Annotated in this window: 20 protein-coding genes, 1 tRNA gene and 1 pseudogene; 19 read left to right on the plus strand and 3 right to left on the minus strand. The window is 41.9% G+C overall.

The features are described from left to right. Positions 1-163: 163 nt before the first annotated feature. Both PR799_RS10995 and sstT read left to right on the plus strand, forming a co-directional pair. A complete protein-coding gene (locus PR799_RS10995) occupies positions 164-1,135 on the plus strand; it encodes a TerC family protein (RefSeq protein ID WP_154627721.1) in 972 nt (323 codons plus the stop codon). Between the two features lie 350 nt (positions 1,136-1,485). Next, positions 1,486-2,742, plus strand: coding sequence for a serine/threonine transporter SstT (gene sstT / locus PR799_RS11000; RefSeq protein WP_154627720.1), 1,257 nt, complete (start codon positions 1,486-1,488; stop codon positions 2,740-2,742). Positions 2,743-2,807: 65 nt separating this feature from the next. Here the strand turns inward: sstT and PR799_RS11005 are convergent, their stop codons facing one another. After that, positions 2,808-4,829, minus strand: coding sequence for an NADPH-dependent 2,4-dienoyl-CoA reductase (locus PR799_RS11005; protein ID WP_272522043.1), 2,022 nt, complete (start codon positions 4,827-4,829; stop codon positions 2,808-2,810). Between the two features lie 257 nt (positions 4,830-5,086). Between PR799_RS11005 and PR799_RS11010 the strand changes: the two genes are divergently transcribed. After that, positions 5,087-5,683 (plus strand): GNAT family N-acetyltransferase, encoded by a 597-nt coding sequence (locus PR799_RS11010; protein ID WP_154627718.1) that lies wholly within the window; start codon positions 5,087-5,089, stop codon positions 5,681-5,683. 59 nt (positions 5,684-5,742) lie between these two features. Here the strand turns inward: PR799_RS11010 and PR799_RS11015 are convergent, their stop codons facing one another. Further along, entirely contained in the window at positions 5,743-6,816 is a 1,074-nt protein-coding gene (locus PR799_RS11015) for an NAD(P)H-dependent amine dehydrogenase family protein (RefSeq protein WP_154627717.1), read from the minus strand. Between the two features lie 356 nt (positions 6,817-7,172). On the opposite strand from PR799_RS11015, the gene PR799_RS11020 reads away from it, so the two are divergent. From PR799_RS11020 to PR799_RS11030, 3 genes and pseudogenes are all read left to right on the plus strand, one after another. Next, positions 7,173-7,249, plus strand: a tRNA-Ile gene (locus PR799_RS11020). A gap of 171 nt (positions 7,250-7,420) precedes the next feature. Continuing rightward, a pseudogene (locus PR799_RS11025) lies at positions 7,421-7,548 on the plus strand (site-specific integrase); the annotation flags it as partial. A gap of 78 nt (positions 7,549-7,626) precedes the next feature. Further along, entirely contained in the window at positions 7,627-8,820 is a 1,194-nt protein-coding gene (locus PR799_RS11030; protein WP_272522045.1) for a hypothetical protein, read from the plus strand. A gap of 248 nt (positions 8,821-9,068) precedes the next feature. Here PR799_RS11030 and PR799_RS11035 read toward each other — a convergent pair whose 3' ends face one another. Beyond that, positions 9,069-9,617, minus strand: coding sequence for an RBBP9/YdeN family alpha/beta hydrolase (locus PR799_RS11035; RefSeq protein WP_272522047.1), 549 nt, complete (start codon positions 9,615-9,617; stop codon positions 9,069-9,071). A gap of 1,082 nt (positions 9,618-10,699) precedes the next feature. Between PR799_RS11035 and PR799_RS11040 the strand changes: the two genes are divergently transcribed. The 13 genes from PR799_RS11040 to PR799_RS11100 all read left to right on the plus strand — a co-directional run bounded on the left by PR799_RS11040 (position 10,700) and on the right by PR799_RS11100 (position 25,691). Further along, on the plus strand, positions 10,700-11,266 hold the full coding sequence (locus tag PR799_RS11040) for a fimbrial protein (protein WP_036956196.1): 567 nt from the start codon (positions 10,700-10,702) through the stop codon (positions 11,264-11,266). A 155-nt stretch (positions 11,267-11,421) separates the two neighbouring features. Beyond that, entirely contained in the window at positions 11,422-13,893 is a 2,472-nt protein-coding gene (locus tag PR799_RS11045) for a fimbria/pilus outer membrane usher protein (protein ID WP_272522048.1), read from the plus strand. Between the two features lie 26 nt (positions 13,894-13,919). Continuing rightward, positions 13,920-14,660, plus strand: coding sequence for a fimbria/pilus periplasmic chaperone (locus PR799_RS11050; protein ID WP_154603414.1), 741 nt, complete (start codon positions 13,920-13,922; stop codon positions 14,658-14,660). 34 nt (positions 14,661-14,694) lie between these two features. Continuing rightward, a complete protein-coding gene (locus tag PR799_RS11055) occupies positions 14,695-15,177 on the plus strand; it encodes a fimbrial protein (RefSeq protein WP_154627712.1) in 483 nt (160 codons plus the stop codon). 11 nt (positions 15,178-15,188) lie between these two features. After that, on the plus strand, positions 15,189-15,692 hold the full coding sequence (locus PR799_RS11060) for a fimbrial protein (protein ID WP_154627711.1): 504 nt from the start codon (positions 15,189-15,191) through the stop codon (positions 15,690-15,692). Beyond that, positions 15,689-16,201 carry a fimbrial protein gene (locus PR799_RS11065; RefSeq protein ID WP_154627710.1) on the plus strand — a complete coding sequence of 171 codons (513 nt, stop codon included), beginning with the start codon at positions 15,689-15,691 and terminating at the stop codon, positions 16,199-16,201. Before PR799_RS11060 ends, PR799_RS11065 begins: the two co-directional genes overlap by 4 nt. A 19-nt stretch (positions 16,202-16,220) precedes the next feature. Next, on the plus strand, positions 16,221-17,075 hold the full coding sequence (locus PR799_RS11070) for an MrpH family fimbial adhesin (protein WP_154627709.1): 855 nt from the start codon (positions 16,221-16,223) through the stop codon (positions 17,073-17,075). A 136-nt stretch (positions 17,076-17,211) separates the two neighbouring features. Beyond that, entirely contained in the window at positions 17,212-19,500 is a 2,289-nt protein-coding gene (gene hypF / locus PR799_RS11075; RefSeq protein WP_272522050.1) for a carbamoyltransferase HypF, read from the plus strand. Positions 19,501-20,131: 631 nt separating this feature from the next. Next, positions 20,132-21,250 carry a hydrogenase 2 small subunit gene (hybO, locus tag PR799_RS11080; RefSeq protein ID WP_036956217.1) on the plus strand — a complete coding sequence of 373 codons (1,119 nt, stop codon included), beginning with the start codon at positions 20,132-20,134 and terminating at the stop codon, positions 21,248-21,250. Between the two features lie 2 nt (positions 21,251-21,252). After that, positions 21,253-22,323, plus strand: a complete 1,071-nt coding sequence (gene hybA, locus PR799_RS11085) for a hydrogenase 2 operon protein HybA (RefSeq protein ID WP_272522051.1) — start codon at positions 21,253-21,255, stop codon at positions 22,321-22,323. Next, positions 22,310-23,497: a Ni/Fe-hydrogenase cytochrome b subunit gene (hybB, locus tag PR799_RS11090; protein ID WP_036956223.1), complete on the plus strand. Its 1,188-nt coding sequence runs from the start codon at positions 22,310-22,312 to the stop codon at positions 23,495-23,497. Before hybA ends, hybB begins: the two co-directional genes overlap by 14 nt. After that, positions 23,494-25,197 carry a hydrogenase 2 large subunit gene (gene hybC, locus PR799_RS11095; RefSeq protein ID WP_154627707.1) on the plus strand — a complete coding sequence of 568 codons (1,704 nt, stop codon included), beginning with the start codon at positions 23,494-23,496 and terminating at the stop codon, positions 25,195-25,197. The genes hybB and hybC overlap by 4 nt, the downstream gene beginning before the upstream one ends. Next, positions 25,197-25,691 carry a HyaD/HybD family hydrogenase maturation endopeptidase gene (locus tag PR799_RS11100; protein WP_154627706.1) on the plus strand — a complete coding sequence of 165 codons (495 nt, stop codon included), beginning with the start codon at positions 25,197-25,199 and terminating at the stop codon, positions 25,689-25,691. Before hybC ends, PR799_RS11100 begins: the two co-directional genes overlap by 1 nt. The last annotated feature ends 1 nt before the right edge of the window (position 25,692 follow it).

Here is a 25,692-nt window from a genome sequence, read left to right on the forward strand (position 1 = left end):
CAATTTCCTTATCTTAGGTGATCTGTGTTGTAAGTGAGACCTTGCCAGAAGGCGAGGTTTGCTCATCGTTTACAACCGTATAGTGATTACTTAGGGTGAAAACAGTTTAAGCGGCTGATGTCTTCTGGATATCAGCCGTTTTTTGTTTTTTAAAGGAATCAAAATGAACTCTGTTGGAAATCCTGTTTTATGGGGCAGCTTTGCTGTCATGATCCTTGTGATGTTACTCATCGATATGTTTTGGCAAGGTAAACATAAAGGTCAGGCGATGTCGATGAAGCAAGCGGCGGGCTGGAGCATCTTGTGGGTGACTCTATCGCTGATTTTTGCGGGCGGCCTGTGGTGGTACTTTAATGATACCGTTGGACCTGAAGTCGCGAACACGCAAACTATGGCGTTCTTAACCGGTTATCTGTTAGAAAAAGCCCTTGCCGTGGATAACGTGTTTGTTTGGTTAATGCTATTTGGTTACTTCGCTATTCCAGCAAACTTACAGCGTCGTGTACTTGTTTACGGGGTACTTGGGGCTATCGTCCTGCGTACCATTATGATTTTTGCAGGTAGCTGGTTAGTCACGCAATTTAGCTGGATCCTCTATATTTTCGGTGCGTTCTTACTGTTTACGGGGATCAAAATGGCGTTTGCTAAAGAAGATGATTCACCGATAAATGAAAAGCCATTAGTTAAATGGGTTCGTTCACATTTACGGATGACCGATGAGTTACACGGCGAAAAATTCTTTATTAAAAAGAATGGATTGCTGTTTGCTACCCCATTAATTTTGGTTTTAATCTTAGTGGAAATCAGTGATGTTATCTTTGCGGTAGACAGTATTCCCGCTATCTTTGCTGTGACCACTGACCCGTTTATCGTATTAACGTCTAACCTGTTTGCAATTTTAGGCTTACGAGCAATGTACTTCTTATTAGCCGGTGTTGCTGAGAAATTCTCAATGCTTAAGTACGGTTTAGCTATTATTTTAAGCTTTATCGGCGTGAAAATGTTGCTGATGGATATTTTCCATATTCCTACTGCGGTTTCGTTAGGTACTGTTGCTGCAATTTTAATTCTAACGCTGGTGGTTAATACCATCGTGAATAAGCGCAACGAAGCGAGAAAATTGATTAAGTCATAATGCTGTTGAGATGGAAAAATCCGCGTCACTGAAGCGTGATTATCTGGTCGTGATTTAACCGATCGTTAAATCTCATTCGTAGTAATCGATACAATTTTAAAAAACACCTTGGATTTATCTGAGGTGTTTTTTTATTTTAACTATCTGAAAACCCTCACTCATTTTCTATGTCCTCTGTTTCCTATAAGAAACAAAACTCTATTGCGATCACAGATATGTAAAATTAATGTTAACTGCAATCAATCATTGTGTATATTTTGAATAATAGCCTTTTCAGGAGATTAATATTCCTTATACTGGCTCGGCAAACACATTTAATTCCTAAAAAAGATAAATTATAAAGGTCTATTATGGATACAAATAAAGCAGGGTTATGGCGAGTAATTAGTCAAGGTAGTTTGGTCAAACAAATCCTAGCAGGCTTGATTGCAGGTATCTTATTGGCATGGTTATGGCCGTCGGCAGCAAAAAACGTAGGCTTACTGGGTGACCTGTTCGTTAGTGCGTTAAAAGCCGTTGCCCCAATACTTGTTTGGGTGTTGGTTATGGCGTCCATTGCTAACCATCGCCAAGGGCAAAAAACCAGCATTCGCCCAATTTTAGTACTGTATATTTTAGGGACATTCTTCGCGGCTGTTGTGGCGGTGATTGGCTCATTTATGTTCCCATCAAGCTTGATTTTAGCTGTAGGCGATACGCAATTAACGCCTCCGGGTAATATTGCTGAAGTGCTTAAAGGCTTACTGATTAATATTTTCGCTAACCCAGTCGATGCACTGATCAAAGGGAACTATATCGGTATCTTGGCATGGGCGATTGGTTTAGGTATTGCATTGCGTCATGCCAATGAAACCACCAAAACCATGATCCACGATTTTTCGTTAAGCGTGACTCAGCTGGTTCGTGTGGTTATTCGTTTAGCGCCATTAGGTATTTTCGGTTTAGTGTCTTCAACAATTGCGACAACCGGTTTTGAAACCTTAAAAGGTTACTTCCACGTATTGGCGGTATTACTGGGCTGTATGATTATTGTGGCATTAGTGGTTAACCCGCTGATTGTTTACTGGAAAATCAAACGTAACCCATACCCATTAGTGTTCGCTTGCTTACGTGAAAGTGGCGTAACCGCCTTCTTTACCCGTAGCTCCGCAGCTAACATTCCGGTGAACATGGGGATGTGTCGCCGTATGAATCTGCACGAAGATACCTATTCTGTTTCTATCCCGCTAGGTGCAACTATTAACATGGGCGGTGCTGCGGTAACCATCACCGTATTAACACTGGCAGCGGTGCATACACTGGGGATCCCTGTTGATATCCCGACGGCGCTATTATTAAGCGTGGTTGCGGCGGTTTGTGCGTGTGGCGCATCTGGCGTGGCAGGCGGTTCATTATTACTGATCCCACTGGCATGTAATATGTTCGGTATTTCGAACGAAGTCGCGATGCAAGTGGTTGCAGTGGGCGTGATGATTGGCGTACTGCAAGACTCTGCGGAAACAGCACTGAACTCTTCAACGGACGTGCTTTTCACTGCGGCGGTATGTTTATCGGAAGACGATAAACTGGCTCAAGCGGATGCTGAGTTATCTCAAAATCAAGACTAAGCTTTCACGTCTTTCAAAAAGAAAACCCGCTGAATTAGCGGGTTTTTTTTATGGGGCAGTAAAACTTACAGCTGATAAGCCACTTTCATACCTTGTTCAATGGCACGGCGGGCATCTAACTCGGTAGCCACATCTGCCCCTCCAATCACATGAGGGTGAATGCCAATTTCTTCGAGTTGCTCTTTCAATGGGCGATAAGGTTCTTGTCCAGCACAAAGGATGACATTATCAACGGTAAGGCAGATATTTTCATCTTGATAGCGAATATGCAGCCCATCATCATCCACATTCATATATTCGACACCATTAAACATCTGAACGCCGCGTTTCATTAACGATAAGCGGTGTACCCATCCTGTGGTTTTTCCAAGCCCTGCGCCGACTTTGCTGTTTTTACGCTGCAATAAATAGAGGTGGCGAGGTGTTGGTTCTAACTGTTTTTTCGTCGGGAAAAGCCCGCCTCGCGTAGTGATGGCGGTATCGATATTCCATTCATGATTAAATTTATTATCATCTAAACTGCTGCTGATCCCTTGCTGAGTAAGGAGTTCTGCAATATCGAACCCAATCCCTCCAGCGCCAATAATCGCCACATTTTTACCGACATTATCGGGCTGTTTTAAAGCCTCAAGATAGGACATGACTTTGCGATGATCAGCGCCAGCGAGGTTGATAGCGCGGGGGATAACGCCTGTGGCGATAATGACTTCATCAAATTGCGTTAAATCATTCGCTTGTGCAAGCTGCTCGAGTCGAACCTCTACATTGAGCAGTTGCAGTTGTCGCGAAAAATAACGCAAAGTTTCATAAAACTCTTCCTTGCCAGGGATCTGTTTAGCGAGATTAAATTGCCCACCAATTTGGTTGCTGCGTTCAAATAGCGTGACTTGATGGCCTCGTTTGGCGGCATAGATTGCACAAGAAAGTCCCGCTGGACCCGCGCCGACAATCGCCACTTTTTTAGGTTTATCTGCTAATTCATTGGGATAGTCCATCTCGCGTACTGCTTGTGGATTGACCAAGCAGCCAGCCAGTTTGCCATTAAAAATCTGGTCAAGGCAGGCTTGATTGCAGCCAATACAGGTGTTTATTTCATCAAAGCGACCATCTTGGGCTTTCAACACAAACGCTTCATCGGCAAGGAAAGGGCGCGCCATGGAAACCATATCAGCTTGACCGCTAGCAATGATTTGCTCCGCTACAAACGGGTCATTGATGCGGTTGGTGGTAATTAGCGGAATATTCACCTTGCCCATTAATTTTTCCGTCACCCAGCTGAAGGCTTTGCGGGGCACCAACGTCGCAATGGTCGGTACTCGGGCTTCATGCCAGCCGATCCCCGTATTGATCATGGTGGCACCCGCACTTTCAATCTCTTTAGCCAATAGCTCGACTTCATCCCATGTTGATCCCCCTTCGACAAGATCAAGCATGGATAAACGATAGATAATAATGAAATTTTTCCCAACCGTTTGGCGAATACGTTTAACGATTTCTAGCGGAAAACGGATACGATTTTGGTAGCTTCCACCCCATTCATCAGTTCGATGATTGGTGCGGGATGTAATAAATTGGTTGATTAAATAACCTTCCGATCCCATCACTTCGACCCCATCGTAGCCTGCTTTCTGGGCAAGTTTAGCGGTGTTCACGAAGTCATCGATGGTTCTCTGGACTTCATCGGCAGTTAATTCGCGAGGGGGAAATGGGGTAATTTCGGATTTAATCGGGCTAGGCGCCACCAACGCTGGGTGCAGGGCATAACGACCTGCGTGCAAGATCTGCAACGCAATTTTGCCATCCGCCTGATGTACCGCATCGGTGATTTGCTGATGAAATGGCAATTGGTCTTGATGATTCAATATAGCGCTATGAGGTGCTAAAGCACCTTCAGGGTTCGGGGCTATCCCGCCGGTAATAATCAGGCTGACCCCATTCTCTGCACGAAGTCGGTAAAAGTGGGCAAGGCGCTGGCTTCCTTGAGGATGCTCTTCTAAACCGGTGTGCATTGAACCCATCAATATACGGTTTTTAAGAACGGTATGCCCCAAATCAAGTGGGGTAAAAAGATGTGGAAAATTGCTCATATTGGCTCCCATTTGGGACTATTAATAACAGGTCAGATGAGTTAACTGTAGCCTAATGGACAATTGAATTAAGAATAATGTTAAAAAATTGTGATTTTTATCATATGTTTTACGAGGAATAATTAAACTTACAGGACTATTTCTTTTGTTTTATTTTTCTGTCATAAAAAATGGTTACAACAAAGAAGAATGGCTATTTACATCATAATTTGATGGTTTTTCACTCCACACAACCGAGTTATTCAGGAAATACGCCGATGAAAGAGATTTGCCAAGCTGTCACCTTAGAAGGCAACCATGTTCGATTAGAACCATTAACCCATCACCACGATGCTGTTTATGCTGAGATTATTGAACGAGATAAGCTGCATCACCTGTGGTATACCTCGGTACCTGAACCGGAAAATGTCGCGAAAGATGTCGACATGCGCCTTGCGCGTTTTGAGCAAAAAGAGATGGTGCCATTCGCGATTATTGACAAGCGGACAGGCAAAGCCGTTGGTATGACGTCGTATATGCGTATCGATCAAGGGGTTCGCCGTGTAGAAATCGGGGCGACATGGTATGGGACGGAAGCGCAGCGCACACCGATCAACACAGAAGCTAAGTACTTGTTATTAAAACATGCATTTGAAGAGTTGGAGTGTGTTGCTGTGGAGCTAAGAACGCACTTTTTAAATCATCAAAGCCGCAAAGCGATTGAGCGCTTAGGGGCAAAACTTGATGGGATTTTACGTAACCATATGCTAACTCGTACGGGGGAGCTACGAGATACCTGCGTTTATAGCATCTTAAATAATGAGTGGCCGGCAGTGCGTCGTCACTTAGAATGGCAGATGACAAAGCCTCGCTAAGTCAAAAAATAGCCCACGGGATGTGGGCTATATAATTAATATTTAATTAAATCAGTTAATTATAAATATTCGTGTATTGGTTTGGTCATATACACGTTATTTGGCATTTTTTCCGTGGTGGTGTAGCCAGCAGGGCTGTTGATCAGCGCTGGTATACGATTAACCAAGTTTGCGCAGGTTAATTCCACAGTTGCTGGGTTATTCACTTCAATCGCCGTATCTGGCTCACCAATTAGCTGCCAACTGTTTTTGTCGCACTCATCCGCCGTTAAAATTTTGCCGATACATTCGGTTTCTAAGGTGACGCCTTCTGCCGTTTCAGTGATTACCACCGCAGACAACCCTAATACATCGCCTTTTTTCACCGTCATTTTTAAGGTGTCTGAATAGATATCTTCTTTGGCAATTTGCGGTACGCAGCGCTGAGTTTGATTGGTAATAGTCAGACCTAAGCGGCTACACAGCCAACCATTTTGTGTCCACATGTACGGTGGCGCATATTCACCGCTCTCGATTTTCTCAGCGATAACCGCGTATGGCAGGTCGTTATAGTTACCAATTTGCTGATTGAATTCGTCAACAGTCAAGCCTGCACCGTGACCTTTTGCCAGGGCGATGCCGTAATCTTCCACGTTGTAGCAGCTAGAGCCTTTGATTTTGACCAGTTTGTGCATAGAACCCGCCAAGGTATCGATAAGCACGCCCCAGAACATATCTGGGTAGCCGCTGCCCGCTAAAGTGCAGTTATTCGCTTTCGCTAAAGCATCGAGTTTTTCAGTAATTTCAGGGGAAGAGTTCCACGGATAGAGAGCTTCTTCACCCGTTGAGATTGCATTCACGCCATGGCGAGCGAAAAGGGAGAATGCATCTTCTAAGTCTGCCATGGTGCTGAGGGTCGCAATAATCCCCACGTCAGGTTTTAAGGTTTCTAGGGCTTTATCGGCTTCATTCAGTGGCTGGATTTTTACGCCAGTTGGTGCTGTTCCCGCGATTTCACCAATGTCTTTGCCAATCACGGCAGGGTTGATATCAAAAGCCGCCACAACTTCAGCACCGTGTTCTTGTAGGTAACGGATGAGAAATTTGCCCATCTTTCCACAACCATATTGAACTGCACGTACTTTTTTCATCATTATCGTCCTATAACTGTTTGTCTAATATCATCATGTTCTATATGAAGTATAAAATTATTGTTTTATATCAATCAATTGAACAAAGAATGCTTAATAAATTAGAATGGGAAAACTCAATCTTTACGCCCGATTATTTACTATAGGGTAGTTGTTAACGCAGGTTTGTTCATAAATGGCGTTCTAATAAAGAATGGAATCCTAGATTAAAATCCGATAATTAAGATGGGAATGATGGTTTTTGATGATGTTATGCCATTGAATTATAGGCTGATGCTATGGCTTGGATACAAATTCACCATATAGTATTTGAAATACTAGACCTTCACCAAAACAGCACGTATAATCGGCACCACTTTGGCCCCTTAGCTCAGTTGGTTAGAGCAGGCGACTCATAATCGCTTGGTCACTGGTTCAAGTCCAGTAGGGGCCACCAAATTTATCAAGGAGTTATGTTAATAGCATGACTCCTTTGTTTTTTCTAGGATACCTATAGGATACCAGCGAACGGTAACACTAGGTATATTGATCTCTTCCCTTTCTTCAGTACCGGTATAAAGTAGAGTTTCCTGCCTTTCTTCTCCTGAAAAAAGAGATCATACTTACAGAACTACCTGACGGACAGTTGTCACATGTATTACAACATACATTTGCAAGTCGCTTTATGATGCGCGGGGCAACATTTTGGTACTACAGTGTATTCTTGGGCACACGGATATTAAGGTAACTATACGCCGGACCACTTATCTGAAGCTATATGTCTTAATCCATTAGCAATAATTAATGATAATTGAGCATAAAAGGAAAATAAAAGTGTATTTTGACAAAAGAAAATACAAAGGCAGCTGTCCTCATTGTGAGGTGGTGATAGAGTATCACGTAATAATTTTTCCTGTTGAAAATGATGACGGAGAAATGGTCTGTACATGCGGTGCTTGCGGTGAAGAAATAAGTATTCCGTGCCTCAACCCAGAAGAGTCACATATTATAAGTGGTGCTAACAAAGATTACGTTATAGATTACAGTTGCGAGGCTCCATCTTATCTTACAGAAATAGATGCAATGTTTGAATATAACGGAGATATATTTAAAAACGCACCGAGTTATAATTCCAATACAATATCATTGTATAGTTGTGAAACTTGTGAGGACAATTTAGAGTTAATAGCTCATCAAGAAATTGATAAAAAATTCAATGAATTTGCTAGTGCTATAAATGATTATACAATAATTGATATCAAAGGTTACGGATTCCTACCTGAAAAAATACTCGTAGCAATCAATTTTAAGTGCTCTTGCGGAACAGAACATAAAGCGTTATTTTATAAAGACTACAATCACTGTGGCTTCGCATCAGACGATTTCTTACTCGCAAACATAACTAATACCCAAGATCTAAATGACAAGATTGATGGTACTCTAACAAAAAGTGACTCACTAGAAATTTTAAAGAAAATAATAGTCAGATGGGAACTTGTCTTTGATAGAACTTATTTAATATTCCCCTATGTTGGTTATTATAAATCCCCTGCTGATAAGACATTGAAATTGTGGAAGGAAATACTATCACAAAGCCACTCACCAAAATTAAGTATTGTAACCAAGACACAAACCTTAAACAGCTTTAAAAAAGCAGTTACAACTGAATATTTGGATTATAAAATCCTTGAAAGGTTTGACTTTACTCCAAAAGCTATAACTTCGGCTATCAAAAACACAAATTCGCACGCGAAGATATACTGTGGGGTATCGGAAGATTATGTCGAGTCCATTAGCGGCTCCGCAAACATAGCTCAGGGACCGTCAGCAGAACAACTTACCTTCAAAAGATACTATTCTTACTCTGATTTTCACCGCAGATACCTTGCACCATTCAATTTAAAAGAAATACCTGAAGACTTATTTCCATTGAAGTCTACTCATGATTGTCATGTCTTATTTGATGAGGACAACAACTTTGAGTCCAAAAAATTGTACAAAAAACAGCTCTTTAAGTTGCTTGATTGAGGGTTATCAAGAAGTGGCAGCAAAATGGCAGAACATCTAGTCATGATACTTTAAAATCCTCCACTATTCGACGGTGCAACACATTGAAAAATAGTAATTTATTGTTTTATATGAGTTTAACTTGGGGCTCATAATCGCTTGGTCACTGGTTCAAGTCCAGTAGGGGCCACCAAATTTTAGCTGTTAAATCAGCGCATTAAGCCACTTCGAAAGAAGTGGCTTTTTTGTGTCTGAAGCACGGGTAAAAACTACCGCCCAACAAACCCTCTTCCCGTAAACTCTTCAATCAACTGCTCGCCCTCATGCCATTCGCCATATCCTGCATCGGTATTTAAATGCTCGCCGCCTTTAACCAACATAAGCTGGCTGCCCCACATTTCGGCAAGCTGATGGGCTTTTTCGGCGCCAAGATGTGGATCATTATCGGTATAAATAAGCAAAGAAGGACTTGGAAGCTTTTTATTGGGTAGTGGTCTCTGCTGTTGAATATCGAGTAGGGCAGAAGGGGAATCAACATCCGCGGGGGTGGCGAGGATCATCGCTTTTACTCGATGGGTGGGAAATTGGCTCGCCCATTGCGCCACACAAACAGCTCCGCAACTGTGTCCAATCAATACCAATTCACCCTCTGTATTTTGAACTACCTCGTTTAGGCACTCTATCCATTTATGGTTAGGGGCGTTCCAGTCATCCTGAATGACTCGCACAGTATTATGGTATTTTCTTTCTATAAAGGATTGCCAATGTTGAGAGCCGGAATTGGTATAGCCGGGAACAATAATAAAAGTGGTCGTCATCTTGCTTCTCAGGTTGTCTGGGAAAATTTAATCTTAATCTGTACGAACTAAAGTTAGCTAGCAATTTATCGGCTAGCGTTAAATCAAAATGTTATTTAAGTAAGCCATTCGGAATAATACGAAATAGCTTCTGATGGTTTTGTTTTTAACGCATTTAATGCGTTTTTCATGAGTTTGTAATGACTTAAAGTCAAATTATCTAAGGTAGGAAGAGTTCAAATTTAACTTATGGAAATATTACTCATATAAAGGATAATGCTTCGCTAGATAATGAATTTTCGGGCTTCAATGCATTTCATCTGATTTGATAAAGGCTCAATGAATGCATTTGAGCCTTTTTGTTTCTTTTTACCTAAAGAGCATTTGCCATTCTAATTTCCTACCTAGCTATTTTCCCAATCCACCCCAGAAATAATCACTATGGTAATTATATTTGAGTGTGAAATAGTACCTTAATGAAACACTGATTAGATCAGAATATATTTTATTCACATTGAATAATTCTCATTAGGCATAACAAATGAGACTGAGTTCTTATTTATTAGGGAGTATGGCGAGCTGAGATAAATTTGAATTAATAATTTTCTTTTTGGCGTATATAAATTTTGCATTGAAAATGCAAAAAACTATTACGCTGAATAGTGGTAATTGGATAATTACAGATAATAATACACGTCAAAGATGTAACGAATTGCAAAAAAGTAATGTCCGATATATGTGAAAGAAATGTTGTTAAGTATGAATCAATGACACATTATCTGTAACTAATTGATTTTTATAGTATCAGAATAATCGTAATATGAGTAAATGTATCAAAAAATAACTGCCTATTGAACTTCTTGTTTTCGATAGGTGATGGCGACTTTACAGCTTTTAAGTGTAATTATAGTATTTGTGTGAACCAAAGCTCAAAAGGCAAAAAGATTTAATTAACGTATTTATAAATATATGGTGGTTTTACCTAAGTATATTTAACTATGTCTCGTATCTGAAATTTAAGACTCTATTGTAATTAATAATTAATTACAGGACTTCTTATTACCTTTTTTCTTTAAATTACGACTTAATTGAGGATTTACCAAATGAAATTAAATAAAACTCTTATGGCTATCGCAGCAACGACATTAATTGGTTTTGGTGCAAATGCAGCACCAGTTAACCACGGTAATGGTAAAGTCACTTTCACTGGTAGCATCATCACAGCACCTTGTTCTATTGACCCATCTTCTATTGACCAAACTGTAGATTTAGGTCAAATCGCTGATGTGGTGTTAAAAAATGGTGGTACTTCAGACGGTCAATCTTCACCAGTTATGTTCGATATTAAATTAATTGACTGTACCGTCGAAACAGGTGATTCCGTGAATATTACATTTTCAGGCGCGGCCGCTACAAATGATCCTAAATCACTATTAGCTATTACAGGTACTGCTGCAGGTGCAGGTATCCAGATCGTAGATAGCAACAATGACCCAATCGTATTAAATGAAGTCACTAAATCTGAGCACAAACTGCAAGGCACAACTAACACCCTGCAATTTGCTGCATACGTAAAAGGTTTAGGTAGCCAAGGTAAACCAGAAGCTCCGGTTGATATTGTTGCAGGTGAATTCCAAGCGGTAACTGATTTCGTATTGTCGTATAACTAATTTAATGGATTAGTTATTAACGGTAAGCTGAAGTAATGAGACTAATCATTACTTCAGCTTAGAAAATTTATTAAAATTTAAGGACATCGTAATGAAAAAAGTTAATAATAAAATTATGTGTTCTGTGTTTTTAAATGTTAATAAAAAATAAAGTCATGAAAAAACTCATCACGGTATCTTTATTGCTGCTGAATCCATTAATTGCTCTCTCTGAAGAGGCTGTGGACTTCAATATTAATATATTGAACGCAGAAGATAGAGAAAATATTAATTTGGCAGTTTTTTCACAAGATCTTTATATTGTTCCTGGCATTTACCCCTTTAAACTAAGTATAAATAACGCGTATATACCTGAGCAGAAAATAACTGTTGTGAGTTATGAAGAAAAATCACAAGCGTGTTTAACGGATGAAATTGTCGAGAAATTTGACTTAAATTCAGAAGCTGAAAGTGTATTACAGTGGAATACTATTGATGGCTTAGAGTGTTTAGATATTGCTAGCTTAGAAGGAATGTCAGTAACACCTAATTTATCAACCGGAACATTAATTATTAATATTCCTAAAAGCTACCAGGAATATTCAGCCAACGACTGGGAATCAGCATCTCGTTGGGAAGATGGCATTAAAGGTATTATTTTTGACTATAATCTGACCTCACAATATAACCGTAGTTTAGGTGATAACAAATCGAACAATACTTTTTTCCTTTCAGGATTAGGGGCCGTCGGCGCTAACTTTGATAGCTGGCGTTTACGAGGTTTTTGGCAAGGTTCATATAACCATGCGCAGAATAGTCGAGTTGATGATGCTCACGAGATTAAATGGACCAATATTTATGCTTATCGAGCTATTCGCAGCTTAAAATCGAAATTAACCCTCGGTGAGGATTTTCTGCAAACAGATTTGTTTGATAGCTTCAAGTTTATTGGGGTTTCATTACGTTCTGACGACAATATGTTGCCACCAAGCTTACGTTCATATGCGCCAGAGGTAACGGGTTTTGCAGAAACGAACGCGGTAGTCAAAATTAGCCAAGATGGACGCGTTATTTACGAAAGTTTAGTTCCTGCGGGTCCATTTAGAATTCAAAATTTAAATAGCGGTATTTCAGGGACGCTACAAGTCAGAGTTGAAGAGAGCGACGGGCGTGTTTCGGAGTTTGAAGTTGAAGCTGGGAATATTCCTTTTTTATCTCGCCCAGGTTCTGTGCGCTATAAAGTGAGTGCGGGTAGACCAACAGATATGGATCGTCATGTCATGGGGGATGCTTTCACGCAAAGCGAGATTTCATGGGGTATTAGCAATGGTTGGTCAGTTTTTGGTGGTGCGCTAAATAGTAGTCGATTTAACTCTTTTGCTGCTGGTGTTGGACGTGATTTATTTCGATTTGGTGCAATTTCGTTCTCATTCAATCATTCAATCGCCGCACTGACAGATGGGCCGACCTTAAAAGGCAAAGCATTTAAAGTCGATTATTATAAAAGTTTCGAAGGAAGTAATAGTCAAATTCAATTATCCGCTTACCGTTTTATGGATCGTGAATTTATGACGATGAGTGACTTCCTCACTTATAATGACCAAAAAGATATTATGTATGCAGGACACAATAAAGGCTCTTATTCTGCATCACTAAGTAAAAACTTTACTGATTGGCGTTCATCCATAAATTTAAATTACACGCACCAAACCTATTGGAACCGCCCAAATAGTTATCGCTATAACATGACGTTCTCGAAGTATTTTGATACTAGCAAGTTTCATAATATCGGTCTGTCTATCAATATGTTTAATAGCAAAATGCAGGGTTATCAAGATAATGGAGTTTATGTCAGCCTTTCAGTTCCATTAGCATCAGGAACTTATGTCAATTATTCAACGTATAACGGTAAGAATGATAATACGAATAAAGTGACAATGAATGAGCGTCTTGAAAATAAAGATAACCTTTCACTTTCTATTGGTAATAATCGACATAGCGGGATATTTAGTAGCTATTATAGCCACAAAGGCAATATGAATGACTTTAATACCAGCTATAACTATATAAGCAATAACTCCATGTCATTGTCTGCGAATGTTCAAGGCGGCATGACATTGACGGGGTACGGAATAGGCATGCACCCAGTTACATCAACGGGTGGAGCGCGAGTTTTTGTTGATACAAATGGCGTTAAAGATGTTCCTGTCAAATATAATGGTACACATTTACGCTCAAGTGGTTCTGGAAAAGTCGTTGTTCCTGATATTAATAGCTACTATAAGACAGACGTTGTTGTTGATATTAATAAATTACCTAAGAATGTTGAGATTGCGGATTCCGTAACACAAACCACACTCACTGAAGGTGCAATAGGTTATCGTAGTTTTGATGTTATTTCTGGGATCAAAATGATGGTGACGTTGAGATTACAAGATGGAAGTTACCCACCATTTGCTGCGGATATTAAAAATAATTCAGGCAAGACAACAGGTATTGTGGGTGACCAAGGTGAAGCTTACATCGGTGGAATAAGACCGGGTGAGACAATGAAAGTATTATGGCAAGGTTCTGAATGTACGATTACATTCCCACAAAATATTGAAGAGCACAATATTTACGACAAACTGCTCTTACCATGTAATTAATTAATAATAATCTTAAAAGAAGGCTAATGTTTATGATGAAAAAATTATCCGTATTATTACTTAGCTGCTTCGTGACCGCGAATGCTTATTCTGCAATTTCAATGGACAGAACGCGTATTATTTATAATGGCGATAGCAACTCTGTTTCATTAACGGTAAGTAATAAAAATAACCAACTGCCTTATTTGGCACAAGGTTGGTTTCAAGATGAAAAAGGCGAAAAGTTAACCTCTTATTTTACGATTTTACCGCCAATCCAAAGAATTAATGCGGGGCAAACAAGCCAATTGCGTATTGAAGCTTTACCAGACATAGTGAAATTACCTCAAGATAGAGAAAGTTTATTTTTCTTTAATTTAAGAGAAATTCCACCTACAAGTAAAAAATCTAACGTACTGCAAATTGCATTACAAACACGCGTGAAGTTGTTCTATCGTCCAGCTTCTTTAGCGGTTGATTCCACTCAAATGAAAAATGCGCCGTGGCAGAATAAATTAGTGTTAGTCAAAAAAGATGGCGCTATTTATGCCAAAAACCCAACGGCTTACTACGTGGTATTAAACAACATTAGAAAAAGTGCTAACGCAGAGAAAGCAAAAAGTTTTGTTGCTGTAGACGTTGCGCCATTTGCTGAGCAAAAACTGTCAATTACCGCAGATCAATTAGGTTCATCGCCAGTGATTAACTATATCAATGACTACGGCGGTCAGGTTGATGTTCCGTTTGTCTGTTCTGCAACAGAGTGTCACGCGCAAGCGGCTAACTAATCCCATAAGCAAATGAGAGAAATGGATAAATCGAATGTTTAAATTTAAGAACCTGTTTTGTCTTAGTTTACTGTTTTTTTTATCTGTGACTGCATTTGCGGATGGGAAGTTTGTGACCGTCAGAGTGAATGTTTTATCTGGCGGATGTGTATTGAATGATAACGAAGATATCTATGTGGATTTTGGCGATGACATTGTTATTGGGCAAATTGAGTCAGGTAAATACACAGAGGAAATTCCTTATAGTTTAAGTTGTGATTCGCGATTTGATGAGCTGTATATTGCTTTTGAAGGCGTTAAAGGGGAAACCTCAAACAGCCTGAAAGTCGCGGATACACCGGGTTTGAATATCAAACTGTATATTGATAACAAACCTATGGATATCGGTTCTCAATATGAGATTGATAACATCCAATATTTACCTTCTTTAACCGCAGAACTGGCACTGGCTAATGGGATAAGACCTGTTGGGGGTGAATTTTCTACTGCTGCAACACTCACTGTAGGATATCATTAAGGTATTATCTTATGAAAAAGCTCTTGTTATCATTCGTTTTATTTCTGGCATATGCAAGTACCGCACAGGCTGTCAAAGTGAACTTTAGAGGAAATTTGATAGAGGGAACGCCATGTGTCATCAATAATAATCGCCCGATTGAGGTGGATTTTGGTGATGACTTAGTGGTTTCGTTAGTGCCAACTAAAGATGGTACAAAATATATAGAAGATATCGATTTTGAGTGGGAATGTGACAACATCTCTTCAGGAACGGATGTCGTTTTTAGTTTTGAAGGCTCCCGCTCTTCCTTTGATAATGATTTGCTGAGAATCAATGAGCAAAAAGATATCGCTCTGCAAATTTATTATGATTCAAACACATTAAGAGTGAACGATACGTTTGTATACACCTATGAATCGGACTATAGAACGCCTGATCTGAAGGCGGCATTAGTAAAAAATAGCTCAAGTTCTGCTCGTGTCGACCCGGGCGAATTTACCGCTAGCGCAACATTAACGGTTGCTTATCCATGAAGATAATCTTCTTTACTCTATTACTTTATTTCTCTGGGAATGCGTTCGCGGATGAGGTGAATTTTTCTGGAGTATTGAGGCACGCCATTCCTTGTATCGTCAATGGTGGCGAGGAGCTTGTGGTGCCATTTCATGAGGTCAATGATAAAGACCTTTATCGTCAAAGAGATATTTCCGAAGTCTTTGAAATTACACTCTCTGAGTGCGAATTTTTACCTGATTTTTCATTTTCGATGTCATTTACGGGGATCAGTAACCCGAAAATTAAAGGCTCGTTACGAATTGATGGTGACCCCGGTGATCTGGGTTATGCCATCGTGTTAAGTAGCGATAATGGCAATGTGGATATTAATAGCCAATACCCTATCGTTGGAATGAATGGCAATAAATTCCCTAGCGTGATCCCACTTAAAGCTTCCATTTTGGGGGAAGAAGACGCAATCAAAAATAAAAGTATTAAACTCGGGGATTTTAGCGCCACCACTACTTTTAATATCTATTACGAATAACTCGGTTGTTAAGGATATTATGAAAAAACTTATTCTTATCTGTTTGTTAGCGATATCGTCCTTTCAATTTGCGCGGGCTGAATTTGCGGCGCAAGGTGAGCTTGTTACTGACCATGGCGCATGGATGGATACGCGATATATTTTACGTGGAGATTTACAGCACGATAATCGCCCGATGGCTGTTCAAACGACAGGTAGTTGCCCTTGCGATATAGAGTTAGGATCATGGGGAACCTATGCAGATGGTGGGTATGGTGCAGGTAGCTCACACATTGTTAACTTTGATACTCACTCAGTGAGATTAAGAGAACGAAGTTCATGGGATGAAAGCCCAGTTACGTTCAGTGAAGTGGCTAGAGCATTAGAAAAAGATAACGTTTTAAATAGGCAAATTCCGGGACGTTGGCAGTTTTATCCGAGAAGGCCTGGAGTTGGATATTGCTTCAATTTAGGTATTTTGTATCGACAAAAAATGCAGCGTGAGCAAACCGCAGATAACCCAATAATTCTCTGTTCACCGTTAGACCCTGCTATTACTAACTGTGATATTGAAGGTCCAGACTATATCGACCACGGCACATTATCCAATAGCTCGATGAATGGTCATACAGTGAGAGAAAACTTTACGATCAGCTGCACAAATCCAACGGATGTTAAAATTTCTGCTGTCGCAGGATTAGATAACGATAACTTCATTTTTATGGCTGATGGGCTAGAGTCTGAAATTAAAGTCAATGGTGCGCCATCAACTGTACTTTCGGTAGATTCGTTTGTGAAACAAACTTTTGATGTTTCCAGCACATTAAGAAAAACCAAAGATCTCGCTCCGGATGAGTATTCAGGTATTTTCCTGTTATCGGTTGAGCTCCCTTAGTATTCAAGCATAAAAGGCAATGGCAGGGTTTTGGTCAATACATCGAGACTAAAACTCTGCCATTTTTTGATCTGAACTCAGGTTATTTATACGTAGAAGCGCGAGAATATAGCCTTAGTCACCAGAGGGCATTTGAGTGAAAAACGGCATACAGTTACGTATCAAAGGAAAGGTTCAAGGGGTTGGATTCCGACCTTATGTTTGGCAACTCGCCCATCAATGTGCCTTGAACGGAGACGTCTGTAATGATGGCGAAGGTGTACTGGTTCGCCTACTAGAGACTGCGGATATTCCTTTATTTACCCAACTTTTATACCAACATTGCCCACCGCTTGCACATATTGAGTCTATTCAATCTCAGCCTTTTCAATGGGATGAGTTACCAGAAAAATTCACGATTCGCCACAGTGGCGCAGGACGTATGGATACTCAAGTTATCCCCGATGCTGCAACTTGCAAAGCCTGCCGCGACGAACTGTTTGACCCTGCGAACCGTCGCTATCATTACCCATTTGCAAACTGCACCCATTGCGGTCCCCGTTTTACGATTATTCGTCAAATGCCCTATGACCGACCCAATACCTCAATGGCGGCATTTCCTTTATGCCCTGAATGTCAGCAAGAATATGAAAACCCAGCAGACAGACGTTTTCATGCTCAGCCAAATGCTTGTGCAGCTTGTGGTCCAGAAATCCAACTGTGTGACAAGAATGGCAAGGTTCTAGCGGTTCACCATCAAGCCTTAGAACAAACGGCAGCGGATTTATTGAATGGCAAAATTGCTGCTATTAAAGGGCTTGGCGGTTTTCATCTTGCTTGTGATGCCACTCATTTCCATGCAGTTGAACAATTACGTCAACGCAAACACCGTCCCAGCAAACCTCTGGCGGTAATGATCCCGTCCATCGACTGGCTAAAAGCTCAAGGGGTTGATGTTACTGAAGGTTTACGTGCGTTACTTGAAAGTGCGGCGGCGCCGATAGTGCTTATTCACGGATGGGAAAATAGCGTATTAAGCGAAAATATTGCGCCACATTTGCGCGAAGTTGGAGTAATGCTACCCTCTAACCCGCTGCAACATTTGCTGATGGCGCAGGTGAATAAGCCATTAGTGATGACTTCTGGGAATGCATCGGGCAAACCCCCCGTACTCGCGGAACAAGCGGCTTTCACGGATTTAGCGAATATCGCAGATATTTGGCTGATGCATAATCGCGATATTGTTCAACGGGCGGATGACTCTTTAGTGCGTTACCATGCCGGAAAAGCGGAAATGTTACGCCGAGCCCGAGGTTATGTGCCAGATGCCATTGACCTTCCGGCGGGCTTTGAAAACTCACCGTCTATTTTGGCGCTAGGTGCGGATTTAAAAAATACCTTTTGTCTTCTTAGAGATAAAAGCGCGGTGATGAGCCAGCATTTAGGTGACTTAGACGATATCGATATTTACCAACAATATCAGCAATCCATTGCACTGTTTGAGTCGATTTATCGATTTAAACCTGAATATTTAGTCGGGGATATGCACCCCAACTATGTGAGCCACCGTTACGGTAATTCGTTAAGTGAGCAGCTGAATATCCCGATGATCCACGTTCAGCATCATCATGCCCATATTGCGGCGGTGATGGTGGAACATGGTATCCCGTTAGGTAATGAAAAAGTGATTGGTTTGGCATTAGATGGTCTCGGTTTCGGTGATGATAAGCGGCTGTGGGGCGGTGAGTGCTTACTTGTCGATTATGCCTCTAGCCAACACCTTGGCGGATTACCACCAGTTGCTATGCCGGGTGGGGATTTAGCGTCTCGCCAACCATGGCGTAATTTATTGGCTCATCTAGAAAAATTTGTGCCTGATTGGCAAGCGAAGCCCATTGCTTCGGAGCTTGCTCCTTTTGCTTATCCACTATTACAAAAAGCGATTGCTAAAAAGCTTAACTGTCCAAGCGCTTCGTCGGCCGGACGATTATTTGATGCTGTCGCAGCTGCGTTAGGGATCTGCCCTGCGCAAACCAGTTGGGAAGGCGAGGGTGCTTGTCAGCTAGAAGCGTTAGCATTGCAAAGCTCAGTTCAGCAGCATCCTGTCACAATGCCGGTGGTGGGTAATCAATTGGATCTAACCACTTTCTGGCATGAATGGCTGGCTTATGGTGCACCGAGAGCTGAACGTGCCCATGCTTTTCATCAAGCATTAGCGCAAGGATTTGCAGATTTAGCATTGCAACAAGCGAAATTGCACAACATTCAACACGTGGTGCTGTCTGGTGGTGTTCTGCACAACCAATTATTACGTCATTTACTAATAGCGAAATTGCAGCCTCTTGAGGTATTGCATGCTCGTCAATTACCGATGGGAGATGGTGGACTTGCATTGGGGCAAGTTGCGATCGCTGCCGCAATATTGAAGAAAAATAACCAAGAATAATAGTCAGGCTTTATTTGTTTTAATTAGATATATATTAATAAATACATTTAGCTTTATTTATTTTTGATATTCATTCGTATTTAATTTAATTTAATTTAATTTAATTTAATTGATATTAATTCTTATTTGTTTTTACCATAATGGTCATTATTGGAATAATTCGTTACTCGAAATTCGGTTAATTATACTTGTCTATAAAACCTTACGAGTGGTTTTTATTTTAACATCATGATATGACAACGTTTTGTTATCGTTTTTAACATTTTAACTCTCATTTTTTTAAACAAATTGAAAACAGCATGAAAAGTTAAATAATCTTTTAACTCGTCGCTGAATCGATTTTTCTATCATAAATTTAAAAAAGACCAAATTTCTTATTGGCTCTTGATGAAGATCAAGTGATTAAAAAGCGGTAGGACTAGGATCTCATTTATATTTACACATCAGGTAATTCTAATAAGGCCTCAGCTTATTAGGTGTAATTGGTGAAGCGATTTTGAATACAAATAATACCTAAATTCTTATTCACATTTCTAATATGTGGGGGATTTTATTTATTTTTTGAATGCAAAATCGTAAAGAAAAATAGCCTAATAAATAGGCTCTAAGCCACTCATAATAGGAAATAGAAATGGCAGGAGATAACTCTATTCTTTCTCCCCATGGCATTAATCGCCGTGACTTTATGAAGTTGTGTACAGCGCTTGCTGCGACAATGGGGTTAAGTGGAAAAGCCGCCGCTCAAATGGCTGATGCGGTGAGTGATCCAGAACGTCCACCCGTCATTTGGATTGGTGCTCAAGAGTGTACAGGATGCACAGAATCGTTGCTGTGTGCGACTCACCCAACCCTAGAAAATTTAATTCTCGATACCATTTCTCTCGAATATCACGAAGTTCTCTCTGCGGCTTTTGGTGAGCAAGTTGAAGAGAACAAGCATAATGCTATTGAAAAATATAAAGGTAAGTATGTTTTAGTGGTCGATGGTTCGATTCCACTGAAAGATGATGGCATCTACTGCATGGTGGCCGGAAAACCTATCGTTGAGCATATCCGAATGGCTGCTGAAGGTGCGGCTGCGATTATTGCTATCGGATCTTGCGCTTCTTGGGGCGGGGTTGCGGCAGCTGGGGATAACCCTACCGGCGCGGTTGGCTTAAATGAAGTTATCAAAGATAAAACCGTTATCAATATTCCAGGTTGTCCGCCAAACCCACATAACTTCTTAGCAACAGTTGCCCATCTGATCACCTATAACCGTCCACCAGCATTGGATAGCAAAAATCGTCCAATGTTCGCGTACGGTCGATTAATTCATGAACACTGTGAACGCCGTCCACACTTTGATGCGGGGCGCTTCGCAAAAGAGTTCGGTGATGCTGGTCACCGTGAAGGTTGGTGTTTATACCATTTAGGTTGTAAAGGGCCAGAAACTTACGGCAATTGTTCAACCTTGCAATTTTGCGACGTTGGCGGCGTGTGGCCAGTGGCTATCGGGCATCCATGCTACGGCTGTAATGAAGAAAATGTGGGCTTCCACAAAGGTATCCACCAATTAGCGAATGTGGAAAACCAAACACCACGTTCCGAAAAACCGGATTTGAATAACAAAGAAGGTGGACAAGTTTCTGCAACTGCCGTGGGCTTAATCGGTGGTGTGGTCGGTTTGGTGGCGGGTGTCAGTGTGATGGCTGTACGTGAGTTAGGGCGTCAAAAGCGTCAAAATGATACCAACTCACGGGGAGAATAACCGTGGATAGACGAAATTTCCTTAAGCTCTCAGCAGGGGGAGCGCTGCTTGCAAGCACCACTTCACCGAGCTTGGCGGGAGCGGAAAATAGACCGCCAATTCCGAATGCGTTGGGTATGTTGTATGACTCGACACTCTGTGTCGGTTGTCAGGCGTGCGTCACCAAGTGTCAGGATATTAACCATCCTGAGCGCAATCCTGTTGGGCCTCAAACATGGTCAAACAATGACAAACTGACGCCATACACCAACAACGTGATTCAAGTTTGGAGCGATGGCTCAGGCTTACATAAAGATCAGGAAAAAGACGGTTACGCCTACATTAAAAAACAGTGTATGCATTGTGTTGATCCTAACTGCGTCTCTGTTTGCCCTGTTTCTGCGCTCACCAAAGATCCGAAAACTGGCATCGTGCATTACGACCCAGATATCTGCACGGGTTGTCGTTATTGCATGGTGGGCTGTCCATTCAACATTCCTAAATATGCTTATGACGACAAATTTGGTGCAATTCATAAATGTGAACTGTGTAACCAAAAAGGCGTAGAGCGCTTAGATAAAGGCGGTTTACCGGGTTGTGTTGAAGTGTGCCCAACGGGAGCTGTGATTTTTGGTACCCGTGAAGAGCTTCTCGCTGAAGCGAAAAAACGTTTATCCCTGAAAGTGGGCGAAGAGTACGGCTTCCCTCGCCAAACAGTCCATCACAATGATCCGAATGTGATGCCAGCACCAAAATACCAGCAGCATATTTACGGTGAATTGGAAGGCGGTGGTACTCAGGTCATGGTGCTTTCTGGCGTGCCATATCAAAATCTGGGACTGCCAGAGTTAGACGAACTGGCAACGGGTGCACGTTCTGAGAATGTTCAGCACACCTTGTATAAAGGCATGGTTTTGCCTCTCGCGGCATTAGCGGGACTGAGTTTCTTAGTGTATCGCAATACCAAGAATCATGATTCTCATGACGATAAGTCTCATGACCATAAAACGCATGATGACCAAAATCATGACGACCAAAATCATGACGACCAAAATCATAAGGACAAGGGGGACGACGCTAATGGCAACGCATGATAAAGAGCAGCCGCTAGGTGGGCGTTTAGTCAGTTGGCCAGTGATTGTCTTCGGACCGTTTGTCATCCTGTGCCTGATTTTGATTGTAAAACGTTTAGTCTTTGGGCTGGGTTCAGTTTCTGATCTGAACGGTGGATACCCATGGGGGATCTGGATTGCCTTCGACTTACTGATTGGTACTGGTTTTGCTTGTGGTGGATGGGCACTAGCGTGGGCGGTGTATGTCTTTAACCGCGGTGAATATCATCCGTTAGTGCGTCCTGCACTGCTGGCAAGTCTGTTTGGTTATTCTCTCGGTGGTTTGTCCATCACCATCGACGTGGGTCGCTACTGGAACCTGCCTTACTTCTATATTCCAGGATACTTTAATACTAACTCCGTGCTGTTTGAAACCGCGGTGTGTATGACTATCTACATCGGTGTGATGGCGCTGGAGTTTGCCCCTGCAATTTGTGAACGTTTTAATTGGAAAGTGTCATTAAAACGCCTGAATAAAGTGATGTTTTTCATCATCGCATTGGGCGCGTTACTGCCAATGATGCACCAATCTTCCATGGGTTCACTGATGATTGCCGCAGGGCACAAGGTTCATCCGATTTGGCAAAGCTATGAAATGTTGCCGTTATTATCGCTACTGACCGCCTTCATTATGGGGTTCTCCATTGTGATTTTTGAAGGCTCCTTATTGCAGTCAGCGTTAAAAGGGCAAGGGGCTGATGAACGGCCTCTGTTTGTTAAGTTAACCAATATCCTTCAAGTATTCTTAGTACTGTTCTTGGTTTGCCGTTTCGGCGAACTGATTTACCGCGGCAAGATGCACTATGTGATGGCGATGGATTTCTACGCCATGATGTTCTGGATTGAGACTGCATTAATGGTGATCCCGCTGATTATCTTCCGTATGCCATCTCTGCGTACTGACTCAAGATGGTTATATATCAGTGGATTAAGCATGTTACTGGGTTCTGCGCTATGGCGTATGAGCTACTCACTGATCGCCTTCAATCCTGGCGGTGGATATGACTATTTCCCAACCGCAGAAGAGATATTAATTTCCATCGGTTTTGTGGCCATCGAGGTGTGCGCATACATCTTGTTAGTTCGCCTACTGCCGATTATTCCAGCAATAAAAAAATCTAATTCAAGTCCTTCTCAGGCCCGAGGTAAAGCATGAGCCAACGTATAACTATCGACCCGGTAACTCGTATCGAAGGTCACTTACGCATTGATTGCGAAATCGAAGATGGAAAAGTCACTAAAGCGTGGGCATCCGGCACCATGTGGCGTGGTATGGAAGAGATCGTAAAAGGGAAAGATGCCCGCGATGCATGGATGATCATGCAGCGTATTTGTGGGGTATGTACTACGGTTCACGGGATCATTTCTGTGCGTACTATTGAAAGCGCACTAAATCTTGAAGTGCCTGTTAACGCACAATATATCCGTAATATGATTTTGGCGGCGCACACTATCCAAGACCACATTGTGCACTTCTATCAATTATCTGCGCTGGACTGGGTAGACATTACTTCAGCACTGAAAGCTGACCCAAACAAAGCGGCGAATATGCTCAAAGGGGTCTCAACATGGTCGCTAAACAGCCCTGAAGAGTTCACCCGCGTTCAAAACAAAATTAAAGATCTAGTTGCCAGTGGTCAGTTAGGTATTTTTGCCAACGGCTATTGGGGTCACCCAGCGATGAAATTGTCGCCTGAAGTGAACTTAATTGCGGTGGCTCATTATCTGCAAGCATTGGAATGCCAGCGTGATGCTAACCGCATAGTGGCTCTGCTGGGTGGTAAAACACCGCATATTCAAAACTTAGCGGTGGGCGGTGTTGCTAACCCAATCAACCTTGATGGTCTTGGGGTGCTTAACCTTGAGCGCTTAATGTACGTGAAATCCTTTATTGACCGTTTAGGGGATTTTATCGAGCAAGTATACAAAATCGACGCGGCGGTGATTGCATCGGGTTATCCAGAATGGTTAGAAATGGGTAAAGGTGCCAAACACTATATGTGTGTGCCTGAAATGCCAATGGACAACAAAAATGGCAGCTTCTTGCTACCGGGTGGTTATCTGGAAAATGGGGATTTCAGTACTTATCGCCCAATCACTAGCCACACTGACGAATACCTGATTAACGGTATTAAAGAGAGCAGCAAGCACGCTTGGTACAAAGATAATGAGCCGCAAGCCCCTTGGGAAGGTACCACTATTCCTGACTACACTGGCTGGGAAGATGACGGTAAATACTCTTGGGTTAAAGCGCCAACTTTCTATGATAAAACCGTGGAAGTGGGCCCATTAGCTGACTTGCTATGCAAACTGGCAGCGAAACATGAACCAACTGAAAAACACTTTAATGATGTCGTCGGTTTATATCAAACCTTAACGGGTAACACGATCACCAAAGACCAACTCGAATCAACATTAGGTCGCATTATCGGTCGTACTGTTCGTTGCTGCGTATTAAACGAAACCCTGTCGATTCAATGGCAAGCACTGGTAGATAACATTGGTAAAGGCGATCACACCACTTTTATCAAGCCAAACTTCCCACAAGATACGGTGATCAAAGGGGTTGGCTTCGGTGAAGTCCCTCGCGGCCTGTTATCCCACTGGGTTGTCGTAAAAGACGGTAAAATCGAAAACTATCAAGCCGTTGTTCCATCCACATGGAACTCAGGCCCACGTAATTTCAATGATGAGCCGGGCCCTTATGAGCAAGCGCTTGTGGGAACTACGGTGGCTGATCCATCTAAACCATTGGAAGTCGTCAGAACGATCCATTCCTTCGACCCATGCATGTCTTGTGCTGTGCATATCGTCGATACAGAAGGCTCCGAAGTGACCAAGGTGAAGGTGCTGTAATGCGTATATTAGTCTTAGGTGTTGGTAATATTTTGCTGAGTGATGAAGGCATCGGCGTGCGCATTGTTGAAGCACTCGAAGAACGTTATCACTTACCAGAATGTGTTGAGGTATTGGATGGTGGAACGGCAGGTATGGAGCTGATTGGCGCCATGGCGGATCGTGACCATCTGATTATTGCGGATGTAGTGCTGTCGAGTCAGCAGCCTGGCAGCATTTTAGTTCTGCGCGATGCTGAAGTACCCGCGCTGTTTACCCGTAAAATCTCACCCCATCAGTTAGGGCTTTCCGATGTGTTATCGGCGTTGCACCTAACCGATGAGTTTCCAAAGCGTCTGACACTGGTGGGGATTGTGCCTGAATCGCTAGAACCGAATATCGGTTTAACGGCGACGGGGCAAGCTGCATTAGAGCCTGCACTGCAAAAAGTGATCGAAGTGCTACGCAGTGAAGGGTTAGAGATTATCGCAAAAGAAGAGTGTCTCCATGCCTAAT

It is taken from the genome of Providencia sp. PROV202, from assembly GCF_028479565.1.
Taxonomy (GTDB): Bacteria; Pseudomonadota; Gammaproteobacteria; order Enterobacterales; family Enterobacteriaceae; genus Providencia; species Providencia zhijiangensis.